At 56.5% G+C, this 21,230-nt stretch carries 23 protein-coding genes; 15 read left to right on the top strand and 8 right to left on the bottom strand.

Annotation, left to right across the window (positions count from 1 at the left end; translation table 11 throughout):
- Window positions 1-22 precede the first annotated feature (22 nt).
- The gene (locus tag RBB82_RS10240) at window positions 23-1,432 is read right to left on the bottom strand and encodes a DUF3300 domain-containing protein (protein WP_433975027.1); all 1,410 of its coding nucleotides are present in this window, start codon (window positions 1,430-1,432) and stop codon (window positions 23-25) included.
- 322 nt (window positions 1,433-1,754) lie between these two features.
- Between RBB82_RS10240 and RBB82_RS10235 the strand changes: the two genes are divergently transcribed.
- Complete coding sequence (locus RBB82_RS10235; RefSeq protein ID WP_433975026.1) at window positions 1,755-2,330, top strand: DUF3011 domain-containing protein; 576 nt, start codon at window positions 1,755-1,757, stop codon at window positions 2,328-2,330.
- A 57-nt stretch (window positions 2,331-2,387) separates the two neighbouring features.
- Window positions 2,388-3,260, top strand: coding sequence for a transporter substrate-binding domain-containing protein (locus tag RBB82_RS10230; protein WP_433975025.1), 873 nt, complete (start codon window positions 2,388-2,390; stop codon window positions 3,258-3,260).
- A gap of 10 nt (window positions 3,261-3,270) precedes the next feature.
- Here the strand turns inward: RBB82_RS10230 and RBB82_RS10225 are convergent, their stop codons facing one another.
- Both RBB82_RS10225 and RBB82_RS10220 read right to left on the bottom strand, forming a co-directional pair.
- A complete protein-coding gene (locus tag RBB82_RS10225; RefSeq protein ID WP_433975024.1) occupies window positions 3,271-4,818 on the bottom strand; it encodes an AMP-binding protein in 1,548 nt (515 codons plus the stop codon).
- Window positions 4,819-5,022: 204 nt separating this feature from the next.
- Window positions 5,023-5,469, bottom strand: a complete 447-nt coding sequence (locus tag RBB82_RS10220) for a rhodanese-like domain-containing protein (RefSeq protein ID WP_433975023.1) — start codon at window positions 5,467-5,469, stop codon at window positions 5,023-5,025.
- A 179-nt stretch (window positions 5,470-5,648) separates the two neighbouring features.
- Here RBB82_RS10220 and RBB82_RS10215 point away from each other — a divergent pair, with 179 nt between their 5' ends.
- The 3 genes from RBB82_RS10215 (at window position 5,649) to RBB82_RS10205 (ending at window position 8,148) form a co-directional block, all read left to right on the top strand.
- Window positions 5,649-6,704, top strand: a complete 1,056-nt coding sequence (locus tag RBB82_RS10215; protein WP_433975022.1) for a class I SAM-dependent methyltransferase — start codon at window positions 5,649-5,651, stop codon at window positions 6,702-6,704.
- Window positions 6,705-6,869: 165 nt separating this feature from the next.
- Window positions 6,870-7,040, top strand: coding sequence for a hypothetical protein (locus tag RBB82_RS10210; protein WP_433975021.1), 171 nt, complete (start codon window positions 6,870-6,872; stop codon window positions 7,038-7,040).
- Window positions 7,041-7,125: 85 nt separating this feature from the next.
- Entirely contained in the window at window positions 7,126-8,148 is a 1,023-nt protein-coding gene (locus tag RBB82_RS10205) for a hypothetical protein (protein ID WP_433975020.1), read from the top strand.
- Window positions 8,149-8,650: 502 nt separating this feature from the next.
- Here RBB82_RS10205 and RBB82_RS10200 read toward each other — a convergent pair.
- On the bottom strand, window positions 8,651-9,214 hold the full coding sequence (locus tag RBB82_RS10200) for a TetR/AcrR family transcriptional regulator (RefSeq protein ID WP_433975019.1): 564 nt from the start codon (window positions 9,212-9,214) through the stop codon (window positions 8,651-8,653).
- Window positions 9,215-9,322: 108 nt separating this feature from the next.
- On the opposite strand from RBB82_RS10200, the gene RBB82_RS10195 reads away from it, so the two are divergent.
- From RBB82_RS10195 to RBB82_RS10185, 3 genes are all read left to right on the top strand, one after another.
- On the top strand, window positions 9,323-10,732 hold the full coding sequence (locus tag RBB82_RS10195; protein WP_433975018.1) for an amidase: 1,410 nt from the start codon (window positions 9,323-9,325) through the stop codon (window positions 10,730-10,732).
- 647 nt (window positions 10,733-11,379) lie between these two features.
- Complete coding sequence (locus RBB82_RS10190; RefSeq protein ID WP_433975017.1) at window positions 11,380-11,826, top strand: VOC family protein; 447 nt, start codon at window positions 11,380-11,382, stop codon at window positions 11,824-11,826.
- Window positions 11,827-12,049: 223 nt separating this feature from the next.
- A complete protein-coding gene (locus tag RBB82_RS10185; protein WP_433975016.1) occupies window positions 12,050-13,294 on the top strand; it encodes an alpha/beta hydrolase family protein in 1,245 nt (414 codons plus the stop codon).
- 102 nt (window positions 13,295-13,396) lie between these two features.
- Here RBB82_RS10185 and RBB82_RS10180 read toward each other — a convergent pair whose 3' ends face one another.
- Window positions 13,397-14,395 carry a hypothetical protein gene (locus tag RBB82_RS10180; protein ID WP_433975015.1) on the bottom strand — a complete coding sequence of 333 codons (999 nt, stop codon included), beginning with the start codon at window positions 14,393-14,395 and terminating at the stop codon, window positions 13,397-13,399.
- 434 nt (window positions 14,396-14,829) lie between these two features.
- Between RBB82_RS10180 and RBB82_RS10175 the strand changes: the two genes are divergently transcribed.
- The gene (locus RBB82_RS10175) at window positions 14,830-15,219 is read left to right on the top strand and encodes a hypothetical protein (protein WP_433975014.1); all 390 of its coding nucleotides are present in this window, start codon (window positions 14,830-14,832) and stop codon (window positions 15,217-15,219) included.
- The gene (locus RBB82_RS10170) at window positions 15,174-16,256 is read left to right on the top strand and encodes a HEAT repeat domain-containing protein (protein ID WP_433975013.1); all 1,083 of its coding nucleotides are present in this window, start codon (window positions 15,174-15,176) and stop codon (window positions 16,254-16,256) included. Before RBB82_RS10175 ends, RBB82_RS10170 begins: the two co-directional genes overlap by 46 nt.
- A 350-nt stretch (window positions 16,257-16,606) precedes the next feature.
- Here RBB82_RS10170 and RBB82_RS10165 read toward each other — a convergent pair whose 3' ends face one another.
- A complete protein-coding gene (locus tag RBB82_RS10165) occupies window positions 16,607-16,876 on the bottom strand; it encodes a hypothetical protein (RefSeq protein WP_433975012.1) in 270 nt (89 codons plus the stop codon).
- On the opposite strand from RBB82_RS10165, the gene glyA reads away from it, so the two are divergent.
- The 4 genes from glyA (at window position 16,869) to RBB82_RS10145 (ending at window position 19,519) form a co-directional block, all read left to right on the top strand.
- Window positions 16,869-18,134 (top strand): serine hydroxymethyltransferase, encoded by a 1,266-nt coding sequence (gene glyA, locus RBB82_RS10160; protein ID WP_433975011.1) that lies wholly within the window; start codon window positions 16,869-16,871, stop codon window positions 18,132-18,134. The genes RBB82_RS10165 and glyA overlap by 8 nt on opposite strands.
- 128 nt (window positions 18,135-18,262) lie before the next feature.
- A complete protein-coding gene (locus RBB82_RS10155) occupies window positions 18,263-18,751 on the top strand; it encodes a DUF4126 domain-containing protein (protein ID WP_433975010.1) in 489 nt (162 codons plus the stop codon).
- 212 nt (window positions 18,752-18,963) lie between these two features.
- Window positions 18,964-19,173 (top strand): hypothetical protein, encoded by a 210-nt coding sequence (locus RBB82_RS10150; RefSeq protein ID WP_433975009.1) that lies wholly within the window; start codon window positions 18,964-18,966, stop codon window positions 19,171-19,173.
- A gap of 148 nt (window positions 19,174-19,321) precedes the next feature.
- Entirely contained in the window at window positions 19,322-19,519 is a 198-nt protein-coding gene (locus RBB82_RS10145) for a Thivi_2564 family membrane protein (RefSeq protein WP_433975008.1), read from the top strand.
- A gap of 13 nt (window positions 19,520-19,532) precedes the next feature.
- Here RBB82_RS10145 and RBB82_RS10140 read toward each other — a convergent pair whose 3' ends face one another.
- A complete protein-coding gene (locus RBB82_RS10140; RefSeq protein ID WP_433975007.1) occupies window positions 19,533-19,979 on the bottom strand; it encodes a thioredoxin family protein in 447 nt (148 codons plus the stop codon).
- Between the two features lie 54 nt (window positions 19,980-20,033).
- Window positions 20,034-20,810, bottom strand: a complete 777-nt coding sequence (locus RBB82_RS10135; protein ID WP_433975006.1) for a hypothetical protein — start codon at window positions 20,808-20,810, stop codon at window positions 20,034-20,036.
- A gap of 88 nt (window positions 20,811-20,898) precedes the next feature.
- On the opposite strand from RBB82_RS10135, the gene RBB82_RS10130 reads away from it, so the two are divergent.
- Complete coding sequence (locus tag RBB82_RS10130; RefSeq protein WP_433975005.1) at window positions 20,899-21,147, top strand: hypothetical protein; 249 nt, start codon at window positions 20,899-20,901, stop codon at window positions 21,145-21,147.
- Window positions 21,148-21,230 lie beyond the last annotated feature (83 nt).

Below are 21,230 nucleotides of genomic sequence, written 5' to 3'. Positions count from 1 at the left end.
CGCCGTTCTCGAAACGTGTCCGCTACCGTCTTCCGCCACCACCACCACCGCCTCTGCCGCCCCATCCACCACCACCGCCGCCACTGCTTCCCCAGCCACGAGAGCTCGAAGCGCGCGAGCCCCAGCCACCACCCGAATCAGCAGAATGACTACCCCAGCCGCTGAACGAGCTGCTGCTATGCGATTGTGTTGCTGCCGACGAACTACCTCCCCAGCCATGTGCCGCATCGGAGCTCGACCCCGCCTTCTCCCAGCCACTCCCTGTGTCCTTATAAGCGTTGCCATTAGCCGCGGCGTACTTGTTTCCATTCGAGCTCTCGGCTGTCCCAACATTTCCGGTTGCTGCACTCGAGTAGTGCTGTGTATCCACTGTCTGCCCATTCTTCGAGACCGTAGAACTCCCCCAGTTCGACGTGGCATTCGAACCCTGATGTGTCGCACCGTAAGCGCCGGTCGATGGGTTGTAAGCCTGTCCAACCTTCTGCGTACCATAAGCCGTCGATGTAGACGCGCCGCGCGCATACGTGCCAGTCGAAGGGTTATAGCCCGAGCCATAGTGCGCACTGCCATACGCTCCATAGGCGCTCCCACTCGAGCCATAGTAGCCACCATGCCACGCATCGTTCCCGTAGTAAGCTCCGCCGTGATAATAAGCGGCACCACCGTACCAGTTGCAGCTCCAGCTGCTGTATCCCCAGCTGCTACTCATCATCGCTCCAACAGCCAGCCCCGCGCCAAACGAAATAACGCTAGCCGCCACAAGATCCCCAGTCGAGTAACCCGGAACAACGTAAGGAGTGCCATAGATAACAGTCGGGTTGTACACCGGAACATACACAACCTGCGGATTCGTCGGCTGAATCACTATGGTCTGCGGAGCCTGTTGCACCACAGTGATCTGCGAGCCCGACTTCAGATTGCCCGCCGACTTCGCCTTCGCTCGCAACGTCTGTATCGCCGTCATCACATCGGCCTGCTGATTGTGATACGCCTCACCGAGCGAGGACGTCCACGAGAGATTCTGCGCCATGTCGTTCAACACAGACTGGAACTGCGTCAGCGCCTTCACACTCGGATCCCACGTCTGTTTATCAACCGCCGTTGTCAGAGCGCTCCCCGTCAGAGTCTTGTTCTGCTGAACCCAATAGTTCGCAATCGCCACCTGGTCAGGAAAGGTCGCAGCACTCAAAATCTGCGCCACCAGCGCATCCGGATAGAGAGCAATCGGCGCCACGAGACTCTGCAACTCGTCAGTGGTCGCCGGCGCGCCCTGTCCGGGATAACTCGCAGGCGCCGCCCCGTTCGCCGCAGGAGCAGCAGGAGCAGTCGCCTGATACGCCATACCGCTACCGACTCCCGGGCCAACCGTGAAGACTAAAGCAATGCTCAATCCGAGAGAGATACTCTGCTTCGCCACCGCGATGCAACCCATATACTCCTCCTCAAAACAACACTTCGACTCGACGACGTTCTATCTTCTCCAACTGAAATACTCGGGGAAGTATCCGCGATAAAAACCCGCTTCATACTTGCAGGAAGAAAATCTCTCAAGCCTCGCCCGCGTCGGTAGTTTAACCGCGCCATCTGCTTCCAACCACTAGCAAAACTTACAGCGCGCAGATATCAGCCGCGTTTGAATCGTGAAACATACGCGGGCGAATTGTATCTTTTTTCCAAGCAGCAATACAAAACCGTCAAAGAACTCATGTAGGATCGAATCGAATTTGTGAGCCCTTGCACTCTGGAGGTATTGGTTGATCATCTCTCGTGTCGTATCCGCGCTCCTCATCGTCTTACTTACCACCTTCACAATGGCGCAAACAGGCGGTCTAACCTGCTCGAGCGACGACGGCGACTACCATTACTGCCGCGCAGATACGCAAAACCAGGTGCAGCTCGTGCGACAGATCTCCGGATCCCGTTGCGAACAAGGATACAGTTGGGGATTCGACCCTCGCGGCATCTGGGTCGATCGCGGTTGCCGTGCTCAGTTCAGCTATGGCCCCGTTGCCAATACTCACACCAGCAGCGGCAACAATAACAGCAACACCGGTGCTGTCATCGCAGGCGGTATCCTCGGCGCGCTGATCCTCGGCTCGGCGGTCGCCGCTGCGAACAACAACAGCAACAATAATGACGACTCACAATACGATCACGATCGCGTGAACTACTACAACGATGGCTATCGCATCGGACGGCAGGACGCGGACAATGGCAGGCCGAACTACCCCTTGTATTGGAGTGGGCGTCGCCCAACGAAGTATTCCAATGATTTCGACGCAGGCTACGTCGACGGTTACAACGGCTTTGGCCGACACCCACCACGCTAACCAGCCACCGAGCGAGCAGTACCATTGCCTATATGCAACGAACGAGGGTCTGCAGAAATGAAGAAATCATCTGCTTCTATATCGATGCAATGCCTTGTCGCCTTGGCAGTATCGCTGATCTCTGCCACGGCACAAACGCAGCAGACCACGCCAGCGCCCCCGTCAGCCGTCGCCGCCCAGGCCACCGTAGCACCGCGCAGCAACATCGATATGCTCGCCGAAATTAAAAAGAGCGGCAAGCTGCGTATAGGCGTAGCAGAGATCGTTCCCTGGGCAATGCACGACAAAGAGGGCAAACTAATCGGATTCGAGATCGACGTAGCAAAAAAACTCGCCCGCGACCTCGGAGTCAAAGCCGAATTCCACCCGGACGAATTTCGCTACCTCATTCCCGATCTCGATGCCGACCGATTCGACATCATCATCGCGGGTTTCTCGATCGAGGCGCATCGAGCATTACTGGTGAACTTCAGCCAGCCCTACAACGTGACCGATGTGACCATCGCTGCAAGCAAGAAGATGGGTGGCGACCTGAAAACCATAAAGGACTTCAACAAAAAAGGCGTCACCATCGGAGTCATCGAAGGAACGACAGCAGAGGATTTAGCGGCGTTGGCATTTCCGAACGCCTTCCTCCACACCTACACCGAAGACAGTGAGTTGTTCACCGACCTCGTTGCCGGCAAGCTGACAGCCGCAGTCGCCGACAGTCCTCGCCTGGATATTCTCTCCAAGCTCTACCCGGACGCAGTGTCGGTACCGACGATCGCTCCCCTCGGAACCTTCCCCGCCGGCTTCGCCGTTCGCAGGGGAGACATGGACTTCGTCAACTATCTCAACTCGTGGATCGCCGCGCGCTCCGCCGACAAGTGGTTCGACAGCCGCCGCATCTACTGGTTCAAATCGACCGATTGGGCAGCCAACTTGTAACGGACCACATTCAAGAAGCCTCTTCATACAAGCTTGGAGACTCATTCAGGGGAAGCACCAGCGCATTACGGTCGATCTTTCCGCTTGAAGTATGCGGAAGCTCATCGAGTTGCACGATGCGGCGCGGCACCATGTACAAAGGCAGCCTGCGTCGAAGCAAATCGAGCAACTCCTGCGGAGACGCAGACACCCCACTGGTGAACCCAACAACACCCTGAACCAGACCGTCCTCGATTGGCCACGCCACCGCAGCAACATTATCCGAGTTCGAGACCGAGCGCAGATGCGCTTCAATCTCTTCCAGTTCCACGCGCTGCCCCATCAGCTTAATCTGCCGATCCATTCGGCCAAGATGGTGGAACGCTCCGTGTTCGTCCTGTCGAGTAAGATCGCCAGTCAGATACCATCTCTTGCCATCGATCGTAGGGAAGCGTTCACGAGTCAGCTCCGGTTCGTTGTAGTACCCCTCAGCTAGTTGTCCGCCTGCGATAACGAGTTGACCTACCTCTCCGACCGGCAAAAATGCGAGCGACTCATCAACGACTGCAGCTTCAACTCCAGGCAGCGGTAATCCGCTTGGAACAAGATTGAGGGTTGGCGTAGCAGGGAACTCAGAACCCGCCGTCGCACTCACACAACCGACGGTCGCCTCGGTCGGGCCATACAGATTCTCGACGATGCTCGAAGGAGCAGCCGCTTGCCACGCCTCAGCCAGCGGGTAGGGCAGCGCTTCACCACAAAATACGCTGTAACGAAGTGAGGGAAAGGCTCCAGGCTTCAGCGTCTTCACGCCACGCATGAACGCAGCGATGGACGGAACGGAAGACCATATCGTCAGCCCGTGATCCGTGATGAAGTGCGACGGCGACATCAGTTGGGTCGCCGGTACAACATACACGGAAGCTCCGCTGCCCCACGCAAGGAACATTTCGAAGACGCTCACGTCGAAAGAAAGCTCAGAGGTCTGCGAGATCCGATCCGCTGAAACAGGTTTAATGCGGACGCGCATTGCCTCAAGGAACTGAGCAATGCTTCCCAACTTGATCACAACTCCCTTGGCAACTCCAGTCGTCCCAGACGTAAAGATCACATAGGCAAGATCGTCTGCGCCACGAAGGCTCGGGGCCTCCACTCGCTCTTTCGTCAACGAATTAAGTTCAGGCAACAAATTAAATTGGCCTGAAAGATCGAGAATCAATGGAGGCGCAATTGCGCGCAGAGCCGGAGTCATCCGCGCAAGACCCGCTGAGTCCACGATCAGCGCATCGGGCCGAATAATCTCTAAGATCGCCGCAAGTCTCTCATCCGGAAGCTTGGTGGGGCTCAGTGGAATATACGCAGCGCCACTCCAACTGGAGGCCAGGATCCCAACGTACGCACCCAGGGTTCTCGAAGCGAGCACACCAACTTTTCTCGCATCACCCAGCGCAGCAGCCGCGCGGCCTGTGAGGGCAGCCAGCTCCCCATACGAGTAGGCCTTGCCCGAGACGCGCAGCGCGAGATTTTCAGGTTGAGCACGTGCCTGCTCATAAAAAGGCGATGCCAGGTTGAAGTTCATGGGACCCCTGAGACTCAAATATGCTTAGCGATCACAGTTCCCTGAGTAGAACTAACTTCATCTCTATCAAATCTTACGTCGTCGCCCTGCTCAGAAAAACTATCCCTGACGGACTGACAGAAGTCCAGGCCGTAATCCCTTACAAAACAATCTGTCTTTCTATTACGTTCATCACGTAGCGAATGTTGCACAGCCCACGCGGACTCAGGTAGCAGTATCCAGTTGGAAAGACTCCTTATAAGCCTCTACCGGATACCCTTTTGCCTTCCACGACGCGAGTCCTCCCTTCAACATCTTCACGCGAGTAAAATTCAAGGCCCGTGCCTTCCCCAGAACCATCAGGCTAGTCTCATCGTCGGCCCCAGTGCAATAGATCACGGAGATTTGGTCACGAGAAAACGACGCTGTCTGCTCCGCGATATCCTTTGGCGCAATCCTCATCGCCCCCGGAATGATCTCCGGATACGCCAGAAAATCCAGAGGTTGACGCACGTCATACAACAGAACCCGTTTCGTACCAAGCAACTTATAAAGCTCTTCCGACTCAATACTCTTGGACTCCACCTCGCGCTTAGCTCGCAGGCGTTTCACCGCGATCCACCCCAGAATCAAAACGCAAATCACCACCACCCCTACCAACGCCACGTTCATCCCAATCCCCCTGGTAGAACCATTAGATGCATGACTGGCCAAGGAATGAACTGCAGATTCAAAAGATTTCCCTGCAAAAAGTACTAGGGATGGCCTGTCTCTGGATTGAGAGCGAACTCCGCCCAGCGACAATTTCTTCTGATTCCATTAACATGGTGCCCCTGCTTGGAGGAGCACTCATGGCACTCGATATGGACAAGCTCAATGCATTTGTTGGCCGCTTCGTAGGCGACCTTGGAGCAACAGCACATGCCGGAATGGTCGTCATCGGCGAGAAGCTCGGCCTCTACAAAGCACTCGCCGCCCACCCCATGACCTCCGCCGAACTCGCGGCCAAAACCTCCACCGATGAACGCTACGTACGCGAGTGGCTCAGCTCGCAGGCCTCTGGCGGCTACGTAACCTACGACGAAAACACAAACAAGTTCAGCCTCACCGAGGAGCAGGCTTTTACGCTCGCGAACGAAGACAGCCCCGCCTACCTCCCCGGTGCATTCGAACTGGCGTTAGGTTCGCTCGCCGCCGTTCCCCGCATCACCGAGTCCTTTCGCACAGGAGCAGGCATGGGCTGGCACGAACATAACGAGGCCGTATTTCACGGCTGCGAGAAGTTCTTCCGCCCTGGCTACGCCGCGAATCTCGTCACCTCGTGGATCCCCGCGCTCGACGGTGTCCAGCAGAAGCTCGAACAAGGTGCGAAAGTCGCCGACGTCGGCTGCGGAAAAGGTGCATCAACCATCTTGATGGCCAAGGCATTTCCCAAATCACGCTTCGTCGGATTCGACTCTCACGACCAATCGATTGCAGGTGCGCGAGACTCCGCGAAGCGACAGGGAATTGGCGACTCCATCAACTTCGAAGTCGCCAAAGCCAAGGAGTATCCAGGAACAGACTACGACTTTGTTGCCGTCTTCGATTGCCTCCACGACATGGGCGATCCCGTCGGTGCCGCCACCCACGTTCTCAAATCACTCCGAAAAGACGGCACCTGGATGATCGTCGAGCCATTCGCGAACGATCACTTGAAGGACAACCTGAACCCCGTAGGCCGCGTGTACTACTCCTTCTCCACCTTGCTCTGCACGCCCTGTTCACGATCGCAGGAGGTCGGGCTGTGCCTCGGTGCGCAATCCGGCGAAGCGCGCATCCGCGATGTCGTCACCTCTGCCGGATTCACCCGTTTCCGCCGCGCCGCCGAAACTCCGTTCAACCTCGTCTACGAAGCGCGGCCCTGAAGAATCATCAACGTAGCAGTTCGCTGGCCGGCTGGATCTACGCCAGGTCTTCGCCGCGCAAAAAAAAATACTGCAGAAGTGTTGCCCGAATCATCCTGCCCTTGCGCTTTATCAAACGAGGGCAGTTATAGAGTGCCCTCCGTTGAGAAATCTTGGGAGGACGTCATGGCAATCGACTTCATCGCCGGCATCACCGTATTTTTCATTCTTGCGACCTTCGCTCTGATATGCGCCTACGCGGACTCGTCTTACTCACGCCGCCGTCGCAGACGTGAGTTCGTTGGCGAACCCGAAAAAATAGACAACACCAAGATTCATCTCCATTCGCGCCTGTAAAAGGTCGAAGTCTCAACGCTACGCTGCAATTTTCCTGTAGGTCCAAATTCACGGAACCTCAAAGACCCCACGGAAGGAACACCCGATGCAAATTGCATTCATGGCATTTCAAGGCGCTGAAGACGATGGAATCTACTATCAGCACACACAGAACTACACTCCAAACAACGGCTACACCTACTCCGAAGCTTTCATCTCCGACCGTGTAGGAGTCATCGGCTTCGGAACATCCACCCGCCCCGCGCTTCTTCAGGTTGGAAACACCATGCTCATGACCTGGAAGGGCGTCGTCAACGACGGCGCCATCTGGATGAGTAAGTACATCGCCAATCCCTCAGTGGCCGCGCCCTTCTCCGGCCTCTCCGTCACCCCCGCCGAAGCCGGTTGGACAAACAATCTGGCGATCGTCGGCCCCGGCAACGATCCCATGCCCCACACATCCTTCGGCCCGTCTCTCGCCAATTGGAACAACACCGCACTCATGGTGTGGCACGCCGCCGGAAATGACAACTCGATCTGGTACGGCATCTTCGACGCAAACCTCAGCAACCAGATCGCGCAGTTCCCAACCGGTATCAACAGCGAATTCACTCCCGCCATCATCAACTTCGCCGGTACTCTCATCATGGTCTGGCGCGGCGAAGGCAGCGACGATGCTCTCTACTGGGCCACAGCGCAGGATCCCAACGTCTGGCACCACCACGGCGCCATCCCCGGTGCTGGCAGCAGCTTCGTCCCATCGCTCACCGTATTCAATGGACAGGTATTTCTCGCCTTCAAAGGAGTCGGCAGCGACACCAGCGTCTACATGTCGCAGATCGCCAACGTCGGCCTTCTCCCATCGAACACCGCGTCCTGGGTCTATCGATGGAACGTCCCCGGAATCGGAACCTCCACTGGCCCAAGCCTCTGCATCCTCAACTCACAACTCTTCATGAGTTGGAAGGGCGACCCCGGCGATACAGCCATCTGGTACTCCTCAAGCCCAAGCGGCGCACAAAACAGTTGGGCGCCTCAACAAACTCTCGGAAACGGACCTCCGAGCGATCCGCAATCCCTGAACTACGGCTCGTCCATTGGCCCTGCCGTTGCAACATTTTCTGCTTAGGTACACTCTCGCCGTTCCTGACGACGCGTTGCGGCTGCGTGGCCTCATCTTCACTCGCAATCGCAGCGCGTCTCATGGCGCAGCGCACGAAAAATCCGTCATCGATCCAGAGGCCAGCCATGTGCACTCCGAATACGCTCTCAAACGAACTCACCAACTCATGCGACGCCTGCCAAAACAGATGCGCGCCATCCCACCCACCGCAAGCAGAGACATCCTTCGAACTCGACGGACTCTCCGCCCTCCAGCACGCATTGGCTCGAACACTTCGCCTCATCGAGAGTTCGCGCTTAAATTCGATCGCGCAAGACGACAAAACTACTCAGCTTCGAGTCTGAGCAGCCTGATGCCTTACCAGCTGCCATCGACCATCGCGGTATACGAAGACATTCGTGAACCGCAGGTCGAACTGCCCAACGCGGCCTTCGTAGCCTCTAAACTCTTTCGCGTAGAAGTCTTCCAGGAAACGGAGGTCTGCATTCTTCCCGAGCCGAATCTGCCTTCACGCGGGAAGCAATCCTACGGCTCGGTAGCTGTCGATCAGGCTGTCATAGAGAGCGATATCTGCGCGGCCCCTTGCCATCAGTTGAGCACCCACGATTCCAGAATAGATAGCACGTGCTCGCTTCTCGGCTTGCTTGGGGTTAGCAACCTTAGCGGCAACCAATGTCTTTCTGAGCCAGGCAACGTTGACGTCGGTGAACGCTTGAACTTCCGTCTTCACTACGTCAGGCAGGTCGTCGAATTGCGCAGACATAGAGCTGCAAAGGCAGATGCGATTGTCGTTCTCTAGCGCCCAGCGAAAGGTCTCCGGATAGCGGCGCAACGCATCCAGCGGCTTCGGTGAGTTCTGCAGCAAAGACTCAAGATAAGCTGCAGCATCCTCCCAATAGCGCTTTGCCACCGCCGTAGCCAGTTCGGCTTTGCTCGGGAAGTAATAGTAGATACTTGCGGCTTTGATACCGACCTGTTCAGCCAAATCACGGAAGTTCAATCCTGCATAACCGTGAGCTTGAGCAACAAGCTTCGCGGTGGCCAGGATGTCTTCACGAGCATTTGCACTCATCACGCACCCTCCCATCATTGAAAAACTCTCTCGATTTCTGAATCTACCATGTGGCAGGTAGAATCTCAATTGACATACCTGTCAAGTGGCAGGTAGGGAGGGAACACAATGAGCAATGAACTGATCTATTCCGACGCAACCAAGCTGGCCGAACTGATCCGCACACGCGAGGTCTCCCCGGTCGAAGTCATGAAGGCACACCTCGATCGCATCGAGGTCGTCAACCCGAAGGTGAATGCGATCGTCACGATCGCCGAAGATGCCATGAAATCCGCCAGGGAGGCAGAGGACGCGGTACAGCGCGGAGACGAGTTAGGACCTTTGCACGGTGTGCCATTCACGGCAAAGGATTCGATAGACACGGCCAGGGTGCAGACCCAACGTGGAACACCAATCTTCAAGGGACGAACGCCCGACACTGACGCAACCAGCGTTGCGCGCTTGAAAAAAGCAGGAGCCATTCTGCTTGCCAAGACGAATCTTCCTGAATTCTCCTACGGGATCGAAAGTGACAATCTACTCACGGGCCGGACGAACAACCCTTGGAACCTGGACCTGACGCCGGGCGGCTCAAGCGGTGGCGAATCGGCAGCGATCGCAGCGGGCATGTCTCCGCTTGGCCTGGGTACCGACCTTGCGATCTCCCTGCGTGGTCCGGCAGCCCACACCGGCATTGTCTCGCTCAAGGCAACCCACGGACGCGTCCCCATGACAGGTATCTGGCCACGTGAGCCACGCCGTTTCTGGCATGTTGGCCCAATGGCACGAAGCATTCGCGATCTATCGTTGGCTTTCTCTCAGCTCGTTGGATCAGATGGACAAGACGGCTACTCCAGCAGCGCTATCCCATTCGATTACGGAACCGACAGCTCCAGCAAGCGTGCGCTCCGCGTCGGCTGGCTGGTCGAGCCAGGCTTCAGCCCTGTCGACCACGAGACCGCAGCTACCGTTGAAGCTGCGGCGATAGCACTAAAAGAGTTCGGCCACACCGTCGAATCCGTACGTATCCCTGCACTGGAGCGCGACTTCGCGCTCGATGTGTTCACCCGTCTGCATGTCCTCGAGATGAAGCCTGGATTCGTGAAGACGACGACCGGCCGCAGCGAGAATGAAATTGGCGACATGGCCAGATTCATGCTCTCGCTGCCCGACACTCCCCCGGCAGACTACATCGATGCTGCGCAAGGTGCGGAGCGGCTGAAGGATGGCTATGCCGAGTACTTCCAAAAGTACGACGTCTTGCTCACCCCGGTCATCCCTACTCCTTCCTTCAAGCACGGCCAGGCAGAGTTGCTGATCAACGGGCAGACGGTGAACATCATGGGAATAATGTCTGCGACTACGCCGTTGAGTGTTACTGGCCTGCCGGGCGTTTCAATGCGATTCGGCACCAGCCATGATGGAATGCCCATCGGTGTCCAGATCGTCGGCAACTGGCAAGCCGAGTCCACGATTCTCCACGTTGCGTCACTTCTCGAGCAGGTAAGCCCCGTACGCGATCTACACCCGAGCTTGTAAATGCACCAAATCGCCAGCGAGCAGGAGCGGACAAGCCATTCCTGCTCGTTCGCTTCAACTTCTGGAGGATCAATACCAATAATGTCGGCTTAGGTTTCCTTACAAGACGTCCATGAACCTATCAACGTTCCACTACCCTTTATTGGACTCTCCGGCGGAGTGATCAGCATCTCTCTCGACTAGGGCTCTTCCCTTAGTAAATTGCTGTTGGCCAAGAGAAGAAGACGACATCCCATGTTGAGGAGTGCCGCAGTCTGGGCACGCCTTCGCTTTCTTCGTAATCTCAGCACCGCAGCAAGTACAGAACGCAGCCATTCATCTTCTCCTCAACGTCGTTGCAGAATTTAGATGTACTCGCTCAACCCAAGGATTCGGGAGATCGCCCGACGGAATCTCTGGCCACGAGCGACGCACCAGTACTGACAAGCCGCTCTCGCGTCCCTTACATTAATCGATTGAGAATTGCGGTGATTGAAATGATAGTTCTCTTGCGCTGCTGCTATCATTGGCTCCGCTCCAGGGCCTTCACATCGTCGAAGTCGCTCGCTGCCCTTGGAGCCGTCTTCGCCCTCCGCGCAGAGAGAAGACCGCGACCGCATTAGAATGTTCCATCACCGACGGGCTCTATATCAGAAAGGAGTTGTTCCATGGGCAGCGTACAAGTCGAGCAGAATATCTATGAGATGCCACCGCGCGAGGGCCTCAGCATCGCGCAATTTATCACCGTCGCCGACATCGAGCGATCCGCTCGCTACTACGAAAAGGTCTTCGGCGCCCAGATCCTGAGCCTGGGTGACGGAAACGCGCCTGGCTACCTTCAGCTCGCGAATATCTGGATGATTTTGAACGTTGGCGGCGGCCCGACTCCGGACAAGCCGACAGTAACGCTCAGCGTCCCCGACCCGAATCACATCAACAGCTTTCTAAACTTCCGCGTCGCCGATATTCAAGCCTGCTATGAGCTATGGAAGAGTCGAGGCGCCGACTTCATCACCGAGCCATTGGAGAAGTACGGCGAGTGGCGCTGCTACATCCGCGATCCTGACGGCTATCTTATCGAGGTCGGACAGAGCACCACCGTCAAATATGGTTGACCCTCACCCGCGCATCGATTCTCTGTACTCGGGTCGAGACTCGACACGACAGATTGAGCGTTACCCGCCGCCGCGGCTGTTAGTACGACCGCAACAGTGACGACGATTGAAAAACGCATGATCCCTCGCGGGTGCGAGCGCCATGACGCTGACAACCCTTACCGAAGCGTACTGACAGGGCATTCCCAGGCAAACTCCCGCCCACACTTGATAAACTGTATGAATGCTCTCTAGGCTTTATGCAAAGTGGATGTACTCCTGGGAGACAGCTCTCACCAATCGCGACAAGAATCGCATCGTTCGCCCCCTCGAATGGGGCTTTGACTGGCTCCAGGACTTCAGCCCTCTCGCTGCCGCGGCCGTGCACGCATCCCCGGCACAGCCCGCGTCCATAGCAGACGACTACGCCCGCATGACCGCCGTCAACGCTGACATCGTCGCCCGCGCCGACGAATTCTACAGCTACACCACCCCCACCGACTTCCGCCTCGAGCGTCGTCACCCCCAGCTCTTTCCCACCAACGTACGCCCCGAAACCCTCCAGGAGGACGCCGAGATCCGCCGTCAGGCCGAGACCGGCGAAATCGAAGCCGCCGATTTCCTCCGCTTCACCTCACCCATCCGCACCCGCTTCCCCGAGAACGACACCGTCAACGCCCGCTGGTACCCCGCCCATCCCGAATCGCAAAAGGGCAAACCCAAACAGGCCATGATCGTCATGCCCCAGTGGAACGCCGACGCCTTCAGCCACAACGCCCTCTGCACCCTCTTCAACAGCTTTGGCATCTCATGCCTTCGCCTCTCGAAGCCATACCACGACATCCGCCGCCCCGCCGAGCTGGAGCGATCCGACTACGCCGTCAGCTCCAATGTAGGCCGCACCACCGAGGCCTGCCGTCAGGCCGTAGTCGACATCCGCAGTTGCATCGACTGGCTCGAATCGCAAGGCTACGAGCAGTTCGGAGTTCTCGGCACCAGCCTCGGAAGTTGCTACGCCTTCATCGCCGCAGCATTCGACCCGCGCATCCAGATCTGCGCCTTCAATCACGCTTCAACATGGTTCGGAGATGTCGTCTGGGCCGGCCAAAGCACCCGCCACATCCAGGCCGCCTTCGAGCAGGCAGGCCTCACTCAGGATCAGGTACGCGAGATCTTCAGCATCGTCAGCCCGATGTCCTACATGGAGCGCTTCGCCGCACAGCCCAAGCGGGTCCTGGTCGTTCACGCAACCTACGACCTCACCTTCCCGCTCAAGTACTCCCTCGACGTCCTCACCAACTTCGACGCACGCAAGATCGACTACGTCTCCAGGGTCCTCCCCTGCGGTCACTACACCACAGGCGAAACACCCTACAAATACATCGACGGCTTCTATCTAGGGTCGTTCGTCTACAAGTCCTTCAAGCGCCTCGCTCAAGAGCAGCAGCCGGCCCGCGAGCTGGAGGTTCTTACTTCCAGAAGGACGTAGCTGAACTCAGGCCGACGAAGTCTATTGCAGCCGGCAGGTGCAGCGGAGTGACCATCAGTCATCACTCCGCTGCCGTCTACCAACAGCTCAAATACACCTTGCCTATGGGCAGCTGTAGATCTGCTTCCACCCTGCCTGATATAAGGGGGCCTGGCCCGCCACATGCAGATTGACGGAGTAGAGTGAATTCACCGTATTCCCATTCGCCGAGAGTTGGACCGCAGAGGGAACGGGACCGATACTGGTGTCCGTGCTCCAGCCACTCTGCTGATTTGCCCAGCCGTCGAATATTGCGTACGCGGGGTTACCGTTGGAGAACAGAATACTCACGATCAGGTTCCCATTGCTGCAAGCGACGGAATGGGGAGTGTCAACGGTAGAGGCGCCTGTTGCAGTCCAGCCGGGCCAACTGGAGGCACCGAGCGTCTGATGGGTGATCCAGAGCTGATTGTCCAAACCTTGCGCCGTGACAACAAGTTGATTCGTGACATGATTCCAGGAAACGCCAGGGCCACTATTCGTCAATCCACCGTTTATGGTCGCGCCATTGGCCCAGTTGCCGTTCTGGCCGGAAAACCATGTGCCAAACACCCGCGTGTCGTTCCCCAACCCGTGGTACACCAGGTACACCTGGTAGGAATTGGTACCCATCTGCGCAGCGGACACGGGAAGATTCGTGTAATTGCCCGGAATAGCGTACCAATTGCCCCAATTGCTGCCGTCTTGATTCACCACCGTGTAAAAGATCCCGCCGCCATCCCCGGTATGGAAGACCATGAAGGCAGTGGGCCCCCAGGGAACCACCGTAGGACTTACATAGGTTATTGACCCACCAATCTGGAAGGGCGTGCCGTTATCGCGCGACATCCACACTGTGTTATTCGTGGATCCCCTCCACACCCCAAGCAGGTGCCCACCGTTTCTGGCTTCGCTATAGGTGTCTTGCAAATAGACGGCACCGTTCGCATTTTCAGCCTCACCGTGCTGCGGTATTGATCCAGGCAGCTGCGCGAACGCCTGTGTGGCTGGTGCCACAGCCACGAGGGCAGTGAGGAATGCAACTACAAGAAACTTCATATTCAAACATCGATACGTCTTCATATTTCTCCAAAAAAGTTTGTATGCCAGCTGGGCTTTTTATTACTTCTCTTCGGGAAAGCCACCGCTTTTAGAGTAAGAAAATGAGTATATTTTTTACATTTTTTTTACATATCTTTGGCATAAAACTTTCACGAATCCGAACCAAATTCCCGCTCCGTCAGCCCCGGAATAGTCTTCCTGTTGCTATAGAGGTTTCCTACCGCACCTTTGTTGTCATTCCGCAGCCAAGCTGAGGAATCTGCTGGCGCTCCGGCAACCCCCGTGGGCGGAGTTGCCGGAAAGCCGGCTTCAAGAAACTGAGCTGACGGCAACGGTGTCTAAAGAAGCCACAGGGGAACCGAAGCCTGAATTCCTGCATTGTCGTGCTAACATTGGCCGTCTCAAACGCAGGCATGTGGTTCATCGGCACATGTGACATGAAGAGTGGTGCGTCTATGAGGCAGCTCCGTTTACCGAGTGTGTTGTCGGAACTCCTGCACGCCGCAGTATGGTGTGCTGTGCTGGTTGGTGTTGCCTATGGGCAAACGTCGCAGGGTCAGGTTGACGAGGTCCTTAGCCAAAAAGTCCGCAGCGTGATCGAACACCTAAAGCAGGGTGTTTACGGTCCGGCGACTCAAGAGCAGATTGCCGAGGGAGAGGCGGGACAGCTTGTTCCAATCCTCGAGGCACGGTTTGTGACGAGCCAGGATGCAGATGTGAAGGGGAGAGTCGCGCGCGCTTTAGCGGACCTGGGTGACAGGACAACGCGTACTGGGACTTTCTGGTGCAGCAGGCGAAGTTGGCGATTGAGAGCGATGTTCCGTCTCCACAGTGCATATCGTTAGCTAACTGCGTGTCGGGGCATCCACCGGAGTTTGTCGCGTGGACCCGAGCACATGACGTTACTGAAGGCTCACAAGCAGAGACGGCGTTGTATGGGCTTGATAGCAAAGTTTCTTTGGTATCTGGCGATCCAAGAGGGATTCCATTGCTTCGCGAAGCCCTTAAGTCACCTAACCACGACATCGTCTGGGCAGGGGCCCGGGGACTGGCGCGTGCCAATGGCAAGGATTCGATTCCGTTGATTGTCGAGGCATGCAAGCGATTTCGTGATCCAGATGAGGTGCGCCTCATCGCGCACGAACTAAGGGACTTCCAACGCGATCCCGAGACACGAGCTGCTGCACAAGCCGCTGAGGAGCAGTGTCTGCCCCCTCCCGATCCGATTGTGGCCTTGAAACGGAACGACGTGGAATCGCTGTCTTACGTTGGGCAAGCCGCGGCGACACATCCGGCGGAGACGGTTGCCATCCTGAGAGAAAACTTTGTGAATACCCAAGATGAACGTCGTAAGGCGCAGATTGCGAGTGCTTTGATCGGACTCGGAAACAAAGAGGATATCTACTGGGATTTTCTGTTACGGCAAGCGACATCTGCGCTGGAAAGCGATGCCTCGTCTCCCGTGAAGTACGATTCGCAGGGAAAGCCAATCGAGGGGCCTTCGTCATATGAGGCGTGGGCCAAGCAGGATCGAGAATTTAACGAGATGCTGACGTTCGTTGAAATCGTGGCTGAAACCAGGGATCCCAGGGGAGTGGGGCTGCTTCGAAGAGCTCTTTCATCCCCTCATTATGAAATTCAGACTTTTGCAGCGGCTGGATTGGTCCGGGCGCGGGACAATGATTCGATTCCGCTGATCATTGATGCATGCAAGAATGCGTCACCGGATGTGGCGTCTTCCATTGCGAACGCGTTGGTGTATTTTGATGATCCTCGAGCGCAGAGCGCGGTGGATCGGTACCTTTCCAAGGAGGACGCTAAAGCTGCTCGCGAGGAGAAGGCGAATGGCATTGGTCCTCTTGGACCGTGGCCCCCTGATTGAGAAACACACCTCCCTCGAAAAGCTTCATAACGCGCAGAGAAAAGCCACGAACAAAAAGCGATTCGTGGCTTTTCAAACTCTGTGCTGCTGAGGAACCTACTGGCGTCTGCTTCCGAAGGACTCAAGATCCTGTTGCGGCGACCCGCCCCATTTTGCGACAAGAAGCGGGAGAACCACCATCATCGAAAAGATAAGTCCAACATATAAGGTCTGCATAAGTGGTCCTTTCCAAGTTCTGTCTGCTTCGAATTTCTGCCTGTACATAGGAACACCCCAACAAGCGAATGGATGCCCGCGCCGGCCGTTTGTTCGGAATAAGAATCAAATCTCGGCGGATCGCGACGACAGGATCAAACATTAATCAACACGACCCTCGCCAAAGCAGGCAACCAAAAATAAAGTTGCAAAACCTGGCGTATCTTTCGACACCAAAGATATGGCTGTTCAACGACCACGTCAGCCACGCATTCCACCACAAACTCACCATCAAACACCACACCAAAAACCATCCTTTTTGCAAAACACCCCTCAAAAACGCCAGCAAAACCACAAAATTCCACCTCAAACTCCATCCGAAAAAAAACACGCAAAAACGTGACATAAAATAACGCCATGCCCATCGATTTGAACGCTCCGCTGGCCACCTCCGACCCCGAGATCGCCGCGCAGATTGAAAACGAAGTAGAGCGCCAGCACGAAGGCCTCGAGATGATCGCCTCCGAAAACTTCGTCAGCCGCGCGGTCCTCGAAGCCGCCGGCACCGTTTTCACCAACAAATACGCAGAGGGATACCCCGGAAAGCGCTACTACGGCGGCTGCGAGTACGCCGACGTCGTCGAAAACCTGGCCCGCGACCGCGCCAAACAGCTCTTTGGCGCCGAACACGTCAACGTCCAGCCCCACTCCGGCTCACAAGCCAACGCCGCCGCCTACATGACCCTTCTAAGCCCCGGCGACTGCATTCTAGGCCTGGATCTGGCTCACGGCGGCCACCTCACCCACGGCCACAAGCTCAATTTTTCGGGCAAACTCTACAGAATCGTCGGCTATCAGGTCCGCAAAGACACCGAAACCATTGACTACGACGAGCTCGAAGCCCTCGCAGAACGCGAAAAACCCAAGGTAATCGTAGGTGGAGGCAGCGCCTACCCGCGCCAGTTCGACTTCCCCCGCATGCGCGCCATCGCCGACAAAGTAGGCGCCTACCTCATGGTGGACATGGCCCACTTCGCCGGCCTCGTCGCTGGCGGCGTCCACCCCTCCCCCGTGCCCCACGCCCACATCGTCACCACAACCACCCACAAAACCCTCCGTGGCCCCCGCAGCGGCCTTATTCTATGCCGCCAGGAGTTCGCCGCCGGTGTCGATCGCAGCGTCTTTCCTGGCCAACAGGGCGGCCCGCTCATGCACATCGTCGCCGCAAAAGCCGTAGCCTTCAAAGAGGCGCTAGCGCCTGAGTTTGCTGTCTACGCCAAGCAAGTCGTAGCCAATGCAAAGACCCTCGCCGAAGCGGTAGCCGCCCACGGATACCGCGTCATCTCTGGTGGAACCGACACCCATCTGATGCTCATCGACGTATTTCAGAAGGGAATTCTCGGTTCAGAGGCAGAACATGCACTCGGAGAAGCAGGAATCACGGTCAACAAAAACGCCATCCCCTACGACACCAACCCCCCAATGAAACCCAGCGGAATCCGCATCGGTACACCCGCTCTCACCACGCGCGGCATGAAAGAGCCAGAGATGTTAGTCATCGCAGACTGGATCGCACAGGCTCTTGAGCACAGAACGGATGCCGCAAAACTGCAGCAGATCCGCGGCCAAGTGCTGGAGATGGCAGAGAAGTTCCCCTTGTACGGCTGGCTCCGCGCAGAATAAACTCCACTCGGACGGCGGGACAAGGAAACTTAGAGAGCGCATCTCTCGTCTGATCTGCTAATCCGTACCTTGTTGGCATGGTCTCTGTGCTCGCAGTTCCCGGCATCTTCACGGAGAAAGAGGAGCCAATGGCGCTGACGATGATGACGTGGCTGTTCGCCATCCCTCTGCTCGGCGTGGTGACAGGCATGCGGACCATGACCGCGATGGCGATTCTCTGCTGGTTTGCTTACGCAGGTCACCTGCCGCTCGATGATACCTGGGCATTCTGGGCCGCGAAGCTCATAACCGCTATCGTCTTCAGTATCTTTGCGATAGGCGAGTACGTCGTCGATAAACTGCCGAAGACACCAAGCAGAACAGCTCCTTTCCCTTTAATCGCAAGGCTGGTATTTGCCGGGCTCGTTGGAGCGATCGTGGCGGCGGGTTTGAACGGCTCGGGAGTAGAAAGTGTCATCTTGTGTATAGGAGGAGCCCTGGTAGGTGCCTTCGCAGGATTCTTGATCCGACGAGAAATCGTGATCCGCCTGAACAGCAAAGACTGGCCGGTCGCTCTAGTTGAAGACGCGAGCGCAATCCTAGGTGCGGTGCTTGCAATGGGAATCGTCACTGGCTAATCGCGCCAAATCCGGCAAGCATAGTTGCAAACTGCTGCACCTGCAGCAGACTCCTCTAAAAACTGTGGCCGAAAGCTGGTTTCGTGGAGTACGATGTGCGGTACTGCGAGGTTTTTGCAGCCTGTCCCGGATCATCTTCGAGACAGCTCGAGTCAAACCGTAAACACCGTTGTGCCGATGCAGAAGTTCTGGTCCACGAGGGGAGGGAGAACGTGACGAGAAGCATCACACGAATTGTGCTGACAATCCTGATGTACGCCGGAGTTGTTGTCTTCCTCTTTCCCTACTTCGCTGGCAGGATCACAACTGGCGTGCTCTTCATGATCATCGGTGCTGGGTTCGCCGTGGTCTGCGGGCTGCTTCGTTGTTACCTGACCGAGGGAGACTGCGGACGCATCCCACACCACGGCCGCGACTGGTAAGTCCGCACCGATAGCGCCACAGAGAGGTCACGAGACCGTCCCAAACTCGGTCGTGGTGTCTGAAATATCAATTTTTTGATCAGGCGTGCTAAAAACAGAGCTTTTCCCGCATCACACTCTTCAGCTCTCTAGAAAGAGGTAGATGCTTATGCTCACTTCTACACTAATCAGCGTCATCGTTACCCTGATTGTGATTGGTCTGCTGCTTTATTTGATCGGGCTGATCCCGATGGATGGAACCATCAAACAGATTATCCGCGTCGTAGTCATCATCGCGGTGATTGTCTGGCTGTTGCAGACGTTTGGTCTACTCGGGCCACTGGGACTTCATCACGCACTGCGATAGATCAGCCGGTCGTTCAAACAGACGATGTCAACGTGGCTGATCGCAACCAACCCTCCATCACATCGTGACCGACAACGCCGGCCTGCTGTCTAACCAGCTTGCCAGCCGAAAAAATCGCAAAATTGGGAATGCCGCGCACATTGAACCGCGCAGCCAACTCCTGATTTTTGTCGGTGTCGACCTTCAAAACCAAAGCATTACCAGCCATATCTTTTGCAGTGCGCGCGACTTCGGGTGCAGCCGCACGACACGGCCCACACCAGTCCGCCCAGAAATCGACGAGCACCGGCACCCGAGAGCTTTGCACAATCTCGTCGAACAAAGCCGCGTCAACCTGCATCGTCTCGTCGAGCGGCGGCAGCGCAGTCTTACACGCGCCACACTTGCCCATGTCCGCCAGGTGATTCGAGGCAATCCGGTTCTTCTGGCCGCAGCTCTTGCAGGTTCTGATCGCAGGCATCTCGTAGCTCCTAGCAATTAGATGACGCTGTCTACCACTGGTTGCAAGCCAGCTCTAAGCGCGCCGGCGGTACCGGATCGAGAACTCGTAGTTGGGATTAGGCGGAAATAGCTTGGCAACCAGACGGAGACGATCTGCCAAAGCCAACGGCGCGAGCAGAGGATACTCACGCTCCCTCAGCTCAGAGTAGTCGAAGTCAACTGACAGAGAGAGTTGATAGATTGCCAGCGAATCAGAAAATGCAGACTCAAGAAAGTTCGATTTTGCTTTCTCATCGATCACGGGTTTGCCGTCTATCTTTTCCGCCTTCCCGTTGGGCGCGATTGCGAGATTTCGGCTCTCCCACGCATCCTGGCTGGTCTCGCCGCGAACGTCGGCGAGTGCCTGCGTCCACGCGAGCTGCTCAAATACCTCTGGAACGCCGAGAACATCGACGAAGGCGTGGCCAACGTTAATGAAAAACTCGAATGCCAGCGCAAAGCGATCACCCAGCAGCCGTGTAGAGATAAAGACCCCTTCAACGCCATCGTGGCTCACGTTACGGTGGCATATCGCCTGGTCGCCCAACTCAGGCGTGTACGTAGAGGAAACCAATGTGGCTTCGCTGCCTCGGGCCTCGCTCATGGCAAGTGGCACAAAGTAATAAGTCTTGCCCTTCAATGCTCCCGCGATTGCAATCGGTACTGCCTGGACCATTCGTTCCAGGTCTTTGTCGGCGAAGTTGTTATCGCCAAATGATGCGTAGTTGATACCGTTTGGCGCTTGACGCACCGCTGCTTCGCGGATGACCTGCGCCGCCTGAACTACTCCGCTATGAACACCTTCTGCCATAAAGCAGTATTCTACTGGTATGGCGCAAGCATCGCAGAACAGAACCACGAGCTCTCCCCAAACCTTGGGCGCGGGATATTTATTTGGTGTGCCCTTAGGGGATCTAGGCTTGTTCACCAGCCTGCTGATGAGCTTTGCGCTAGGGTTTGCGGCGTTCTTCGCGGCGACCTTCTGCGCAATTATCGGCATCCTCTTCTACAACACGGCAACACACCACGCGGTCGACTTCGCGCTGACATACACACGGTTTGGGCTGCCAATCGGCCTACTGGTGCTGGTTATAGCTCTAGGCTACCTGGGCACACTATGGACTCGGCGAAAGCTCCGCAAAGTCTAGGTTCGACCTAAGACCCACACTTGATCGACATACCTCCGACGGTGGTGAGAGACAGCTCGGGCATAACCCGAAGCGTGTGATAT

Origin of the sequence: Tunturiibacter lichenicola, from assembly GCF_051013355.1 — a bacterium.
GTDB classification, from domain to species: domain Bacteria; phylum Acidobacteriota; class Terriglobia; order Terriglobales; family Acidobacteriaceae; genus Edaphobacter; species Edaphobacter lichenicola_F.
This window is presented reverse-complemented; position numbering and strand designations above follow the sequence as displayed.